This is a genomic window from Snodgrassella alvi (genome assembly GCF_002777425.1).
Lineage (GTDB): Bacteria > Pseudomonadota > Gammaproteobacteria > Burkholderiales > Neisseriaceae > Snodgrassella > Snodgrassella alvi_B.
In genome coordinates, this window is the sequence record NZ_MDVC01000011.1 from 1 (window position 1) to 6,527 (window position 6,527).

Annotated in this window: 9 protein-coding genes; all 9 read right to left on the bottom strand. The window is 45.0% G+C overall.

Translation table 11 applies throughout. From position 1 onward, the window contains the following. The coding region (locus BGI33_RS02695) for a hypothetical protein (protein ID WP_144235330.1) at nt 1-245 on the bottom strand (245 nt) is incomplete at its 3' end. Further along, entirely contained in the window at nt 245-721 is a 477-nt protein-coding gene (locus tag BGI33_RS02700; RefSeq protein ID WP_100089854.1) for a hypothetical protein, read from the bottom strand. The genes BGI33_RS02695 and BGI33_RS02700, both read right to left, overlap by 1 nt. Before the next feature lie 94 nt (nt 722-815). After that, complete coding sequence (locus tag BGI33_RS02705; RefSeq protein ID WP_100089855.1) at nt 816-1,487, bottom strand: hypothetical protein; 672 nt, start codon at nt 1,485-1,487, stop codon at nt 816-818. An 81-nt stretch (nt 1,488-1,568) separates the two neighbouring features. Continuing rightward, complete coding sequence (locus BGI33_RS02710; protein WP_100089856.1) at nt 1,569-2,372, bottom strand: KilA-N domain-containing protein; 804 nt, start codon at nt 2,370-2,372, stop codon at nt 1,569-1,571. 282 nt (nt 2,373-2,654) lie between these two features. Beyond that, nucleotides 2,655-3,230: a hypothetical protein gene (locus BGI33_RS02715; RefSeq protein ID WP_100089857.1), complete on the bottom strand. Its 576-nt coding sequence runs from the start codon at nt 3,228-3,230 to the stop codon at nt 2,655-2,657. A gap of 1 nt (nt 3,231) precedes the next feature. Beyond that, nucleotides 3,232-4,254, bottom strand: a complete 1,023-nt coding sequence (locus BGI33_RS02720; RefSeq protein ID WP_100089858.1) for a hypothetical protein — start codon at nt 4,252-4,254, stop codon at nt 3,232-3,234. Between the two features lie 3 nt (nt 4,255-4,257). Next, nucleotides 4,258-4,812: a hypothetical protein gene (locus BGI33_RS02725; protein ID WP_100089859.1), complete on the bottom strand. Its 555-nt coding sequence runs from the start codon at nt 4,810-4,812 to the stop codon at nt 4,258-4,260. Beyond that, complete coding sequence (locus BGI33_RS02730; RefSeq protein ID WP_100089860.1) at nt 4,799-6,310, bottom strand: hypothetical protein; 1,512 nt, start codon at nt 6,308-6,310, stop codon at nt 4,799-4,801. The genes BGI33_RS02725 and BGI33_RS02730 overlap by 14 nt, the downstream gene beginning before the upstream one ends. A 9-nt stretch (nt 6,311-6,319) precedes the next feature. Then, nucleotides 6,320-6,527, bottom strand: a 208-nt coding sequence (locus tag BGI33_RS13000) for a hypothetical protein (protein WP_218965107.1), incomplete at its 5' end; no start/stop codon positions are given.

A 6,527-nucleotide genomic window follows, 5' to 3' on the forward strand; every position in this document is an offset into this window, starting at 1 on the left:
GTGGCCTTGAACGCATCCAGTAGAGATGTGGAAGCCATACCGGCAAATACACCAGCACCGGCAAATAGCCACGGGTGGTTCTGCGTGAAGAAATATTCCGTTAATGCTGCCGCAAAAACCATGCCTATGATGATGAACGTAACGGTTAGTACTGTCCCATAGCGTTTGTAATCAGACACCACCAGCGCGCCTAGAAAGCCGCCAGCAAGGGCAAAGCAATTGGCTAGTGTGAAAGCCTCGTCCATTATTCACCGCCTTTTTTGTCTTCTACCCGTTTGGTGTGTTTGATTAGATTCCTGCCGGCAAGGGCGCAGATGATGGCAATAATGGGATAGGTGGTCATGCCTGTAGACAAAGGCGGGTATGCTGCGATAAATGCCCCGGATATAACAACCCAGATTAATGCCGACCAGATCAGGAAACAGCCAGATAGGATATTGCTGCGGCTGGAATGAAAAAAGGCAGCAAATAGCTGCCCTGCTGCCACAAATACCAAGATGGCCACGAATATCTTAGGATGAAGATGTAGGAATTTTTCATATAAATCCTCTTTAATCATCTCCTCGCCATGCAGTGCAAATACAAGGGCAAACCCCAGCATGGCAAACCCGCTTAGTACCTCAATTATTCGTGTGCCGGTACCAAATAACCAATCTTGGAATTTATCCGGTAAAAAGCGTAAATCAAGCAACCAGTGTAACCATTTAAATGCTTTAAGCATGGTGAATTTACTCCATAAAAATACCGCCAGTAGGCGGTTAGTCGTTTAATAAAAAAGCCAGCTAGTAGCTGGCTTTTGGAAACACATAACTTATCTAATATTTAGCTTTTGAACAGGACGCCCATGCTTTATCAAATTCTTCATCATCCATTTGTCCCTCACCTTCAATAACAGTAATACTAGGGGTCGGTGCCATAAAGCGTTTAAATCCTGTATAAGCACCAAAACCGTTTTTTGAGTTCACTTCCCCGCAACTTCCTACCATGTTACGAAATGTAGCTGAATCAGGGTCTTTTAAAACACTTTTTACGTTTTCTTGGGCGCTGCTGTTTAAAATGTATTCTTTTTGCTGCTGGTTTTCTATACGTTTTCTTCTTTCTTTTTCTTCTGAACTTTCGCTACAAGCCGAATAAAGAAAAAAGATTGTTAGTATCCCGAGTGCTATAGGAGTAATATTTACTCCAGAATTCGAAGATTTTTTTACTACTTTATTGGTACTTCGCGCTACATTATTATCGGCATTCTTTTCTTTTGCAGGCTTTTCCCCTTCATCCAAAAACTCTTCTAAGCTTTTTGGGTACTCCTTAAAGTATTCAATGTTATAAGCTTTGCGGGCTTCATCATTCAATAATGTTTTAACACATAGCTGTAAATCAGCTAATTCAACAGTCTGAGTTTCAGCGCCGTGCTTAATCGCTTTCCTGATATCTGCTGTAGTTGCAGTAAAGGGTACGTTTAAAATTTCATACAAGTTTTTAAATGCCATAACTTTTCCTTTGCGTAACACGCAAATGTTATCACAGCATCCGGAAAGCCAGCACTAGGCTGGCCTGATTTTGTTACATAATCAAATAGTAAATTTTGTGTGCAGCTCTTCAATAGGCACGTCTAATCTTGACAGACTGCACTCTCCTTGTACCACTCTCATCCGCTTCGCTAATTCGAGTAAGTACTCAGCTTGTTGTCTTGTCTGTAGCATCAGTTTTTCAAATACATCCACGTTGACACAACTGCAATCGGATATGTTCTTTACATGGGTAACTATGTTGTTTCTAACTACTACTAACCATCTGCCATCTTTGTTGATGTTAGGCAACACCTGCCTGTCGGTAACAGCGGGTTTAAACAGCTCCGGCGCATCTGGGACGCTTTCCAAGTATTTCAGTGCAGCGGTGTAGTGCTCTACCGGCATGGTTCTGTAGCTGTCAATTCTCAGGTAAGCATGTAGGCCGGCATATATCTTCTGGTACGATTCACCTGTACGCTGGCTACGCTGCTCAACTGCTAATTGAATCTGTAGTGTTTGCTCTTTGTTAATTAGATGGTAATCATTACTAAGTCTTTTACAGTTAGCTTGTTCAAAATCCAAAAAAGTACGAATTACTTTTAATGAAAATTCTGGGCTTATCCACATGCCGTAATGAATTACCAACTCCATACATACAAACGTTCCAAGTCCTTGTTTTGATTGAATAGACGGAATTCCGTCTATCTCCAATTGTTCAATTAAATCATGGGTTTGTTTATTTTGCAGCCAACGGCGTGGAGCGTGCTTATCAAGTGCCCCTGAAGCTTTATGCAGGTCATTCAAAGAATATAAGCCATTTTCATTACGGATTTTAGTGCCAGAAATAGCTACGATTGTGTTCATGATAGATTCCTTTTGGTTACTTTCGATATTCACCCAACGGGTGGCCGAGAGGTTCGAAAGCCCCCAAAAGTAAGGCTGGAATTATTTCCCTTGCGGGTATTGTATTCTTCACCCTCTCGGCCATAAAAAGGAATCACATGTCAAGGGGGATAAGTAGACATGGAGATTTTACAGGCACAAAAAAATCACGATTACCGCCGTGATGCGGCTTTTGGGAGGTTTCGACACCTCATAAATCAATCATGCCAATACCAAATCAGTTTGTCAACAACTTATACAAATTTAAACATCCGTTGTTGTCGTAATCGTGCTGTTGGTAGCAAGGCCACGGCAGGCATCTGTAAAGTCGTTACGTAAGTCATAGGACTTATTAGCCACTCTCATATACACCGCTATGGCATTACCACCCTGCAACTGTGTGCCCAGCTCAACACCAGCACCACCCACAGCGCTATCCAGCCCTGCTTGCGTCAGCGATAACTTGATATCCGTATGTCTGTACGCTTCACCCAGCACGGTAAACCTTGCACTGCCGGAAGCACCCGAGCCACCGTTATCTATCCACCACCTTGGCTCTTCGCTGCCGGTTACGCCCTGAGTAGTACACCGGTAAATATAGCCATTGGGGTGGCTTGGCTCGATTATGTTGTTCCAGTAGTAAAACTTGTTAGGCTCCCATTTTTTTATCAGGTCAACCGGCTTGAGTATGATTTGTGCATCGGTTTGCGGTTTTAATACTTCGTCACTCTGGTTACTGCCAAAATACAGCACTGTGTCCAGAATGCCGGTACCGTTAAATGCAAGGCGGATATCGGCCGGCTTTTGCATTTTTTCATCTGCATACAACATAAAAGCCATTTTAATCCTCACTGTTCATGCAAAAAGTGTCCGGCTTGAGTGGTTCTTGGTCACCGGAACCGCCAATGTCAACTTTATCATCGCCATTACCACCTGAACCACCATTGCCGCCCGTCCCACCTGGCGGGTTATTGCTGCCGTTGCCGCCGCCGGTACTTACCTCTTTTGTCTCCGTGTAAATTTCGGCCAGCACTCCGCCGCTCGGCTTGTCTATATAAATCACGCCCTGGTCATCATTATCATTGTACTCACCCAGCAAGGTACCGAATTCATCGCCGGATAAAGCATTACTATAGACTTTGGCTTGTGCCACACCGCCGTTAAAAGGTGTTATGTCCTCTTCGTCTTCATACCACACCCATGTATCAGTGTTAAAGTTAAATAGCCAGAAATAGCTGAACTCTTTCAGTGGCACAATGTTTAATTTATGATAAGTGAACTTATGATAAACGCCGGCCAGCCCGAAGCCGTTGCTACTGCTGAAATTCAGCCCGATGCTGCTCCAGCGGTCATTATTATTCAGGTATAAGCCTGTTTGGTTTTTTATTACGTCATTATCTGCGGCATTGCGCTTGCGATAGTATGTGACAATCTGTAAATCCTGAATAGCAATAATCAGTAATTCATCTCGGCCACGATCCCCTTTTTCGCCATACAGCACACATAAAATCAGGGGGAAGCCAGCAAACTGTCCAGGCTTAATGCGTATGGTTAGCGCATTACCATACAGAATTGATTCGTAGGAGCTGATTAATGCGCTGCTGCTTGGCCTGTTCTCGGCTGTTTTATAGCTATTCAATAATAGCCCCTCATCGCTGCCGTGAATCGGGTTGATCGCCCCCTTTGCCATTTCGGTATTCTGTGGCATGACATAGCGGCCACTGATTTCGTCCCGCCATTCGGTATTGCTTTGATACTGCGCACGCCCAAAGGGGAATGATGCAGTCGGATAAGGCGCAATCTTGCCCAGTGGCCGGACATAACACCAGCCGTTATGCTTATAAACTTTTAGTAACATGCCCATTATTTAGCCTTTTAATAGTGTTGCGTTTGCAAAAACCGGCAATTGGTCTACGCTATCAATGCCTTTTAATTCCAGCAACATTTCATCGCCATCATGCATATGTGCAAAAACGACGGGATAACCCGCCGTTTCGTCGCCATCCTCCACCGCTGGCAATATCTGCGTGCTGCCGTTGTGTGCATCTATGGTCAAGATGTTTCCGTCATCAATTTCCCATCTGTCGTTAACATAGGTTATTTGACTGGGCTGAAAGCTCTGTGCTGTAGGTGCGCATAAAATCCGCGTCCCCGCCGGCCATGCTGCCGGTGCTGTCTCTTCCATGCCGGCACGGCAGATTCTCAGGCTTTGGTTATACTGGTTATAGACATCTATCAGCTCATATTCAGCCGCGTCAGCGCTTTGCAGTGTCAGCCGCATGTAATGCTGTCCGCGGCTTTCCGGTATGGCCTGTAAAAGTAATTCCGTGGATTCTTCATCAAGGATTAGCTCGGCATTTTCTTTGTTTAATGCCAGCTCTTCGACCAGGGTGGTACTAAAGTTGTTTTTATAGCATCTCATTATTGTCACCTTTTTCTTTGGTTGCCAGTGTGTAATCGCCGTGTATGATCTTCCACGTTTTACCCGCTGCCGCGCTGTGCAGTAAAAAACCACCGTCGGTTAAGGTGATGCTGTAGAGGTTGTCTTCTTCATCCTTGAGGTTTAAACCGCTTAAATCTTTCAGGTTGTCGGGCAGTAGTGCCGGAGCAACTGGGTGCGACGGGTCAAATCTGCTTGTTTTCGGGTTAAATCTCAGATCAATGATGGCACTATCCGGGAAGATGTCCACGCTCCATAATCGGGTAACGCCTTTTTCAGACAGGGTGATGAAAGGGACATTCATGTCTTCGCCGGTCTCGTTGCCATCTTCATCGTATTTATTCCGATAGTAAAAGGTTACGTCCTGTTCAAAGTACTGTTGCACACCCTCTGAATAGTCAAACGAATGGATGAAATGGTCAGCAAATTTAACGTTGGCCACATTATCCGCGGTGATTTCTTCATCCCGGGTAATACCTGCGCTTTGCAGGGCATAATCTTTAATCAGGCTAACGCCGTATACCAGATCATCTGCAAATTTCCAGCGTGATTCATACACTTTGTAGTTATCTGCCGGCAAGCCCCAATAGGCCTGTCTGGCGTCTAATGTCCAGTTATGTGCTGAACCGTATAGAAACGGTTTTGCGGGTGTTTTCCATGTATAAACCCTCTCCCCGTCTTCGGGAATTTTTTTGCCCGCATAGCGTTCGGTATCTTTAATGAGGCCAATCAGTTTAGGGAAATTCATTTCCTCCGCTATCAGGCTGTTTTTTTGCTGGTAGGCGGCGTATAGTTCCAGCCACGCATCACGATTGTATTTGCTGCCCTCGTTGAGGTGAACACAGACAAAATCAAAAATCTGCTTTACCGCTTTTTTGTACTCGTCGCGATTGGTGGCCAGTAAATTTTCTTTTATCGGGACGGTTGTAAAAAATGCTTTGGCATTTAATGCGTTGGTTTTCAGCATTTTATAGACTACATCTTTAAGCGTATTGGTATTTGCCCGTGTAGGGCTAATTTGCAATCCCCTACCAGGCAGCGGTAGGCTTAATACATCCAGCCCCACCGGCCACCACCGGTTCGCAAAGAAGTCATTATCATGGTCAAACCCTGTGCCTATTAAGACGGCTTCATGCTTATTTTTAAGCTGCAATTTGTACCATACGTAATCGCTGAAACGTTCCACGTCGCTGTTTTCGCAAATCATGGCACTAGGGTCAAGAAATATGCGCACCTGTCGACCGGTGTTTGCTTCAAATAAGCCATCAATCGCGCGGGCGCTGGCAATGGATGGCTGGCCGTTGCTGTTGAAGTGCAATAAGGCGTATTTGTCCAGACAGGTATTGCTTTTGGGCATATCACCGCCATAAGGTATGTTGGACACCCCTATTGCGCCGCGCAGTCGCGGGCGGTTGGGGGTGCGCTCATATCTGGGACGGACGTTACCAAACAGTTTGCGGAAATCTTCTGCTAGGCTCATGTTCATTACTCATTTTTTATGACAGGTTAACTGTGGAGATGGCTCATTGTGTGGTATGGCCAGATTAAACGTTTTATCGGCGGCATTAACGTCCAGTGTGTCGGTGCTCTTTTCTTCTATGTCCGGCGTCTGTACTCTGAATGCAAGGCCGCGTTTCATTTTGGTGCCTTTAAAGGTGTAACCGGTTTCTTTTCGTATATAGCCATTACATTCATAG

What these genes read in the sequence shown, in the direction of transcription:
- BGI33_RS02700 (WP_100089854.1), bottom strand. Translation starts at nt 721, where the DNA reads ATGCTTAAAGCATTTAAATGGTTACACTGGTTGCTTGATTTACGCTTT.
- BGI33_RS02705 (WP_100089855.1), bottom strand. Translation starts at nt 1,487, where the DNA reads ATGGCATTTAAAAACTTGTATGAAATTTTAAACGTACCCTTTACTGCA.
- BGI33_RS02710 (WP_100089856.1), bottom strand. Translation starts at nt 2,372, where the DNA reads ATGAACACAATCGTAGCTATTTCTGGCACTAAAATCCGTAATGAAAAT.
- BGI33_RS02715 (WP_100089857.1), bottom strand. Translation starts at nt 3,230, where the DNA reads ATGGCTTTTATGTTGTATGCAGATGAAAAAATGCAAAAGCCGGCCGAT.
- BGI33_RS02720 (WP_100089858.1), bottom strand. Translation starts at nt 4,254, where the DNA reads ATGGGCATGTTACTAAAAGTTTATAAGCATAACGGCTGGTGTTATGTC.
- BGI33_RS02725 (WP_100089859.1), bottom strand. Translation starts at nt 4,812, where the DNA reads ATGAGATGCTATAAAAACAACTTTAGTACCACCCTGGTCGAAGAGCTG.
- BGI33_RS02730 (WP_100089860.1), bottom strand. Translation starts at nt 6,310, where the DNA reads ATGAGCCTAGCAGAAGATTTCCGCAAACTGTTTGGTAACGTCCGTCCC.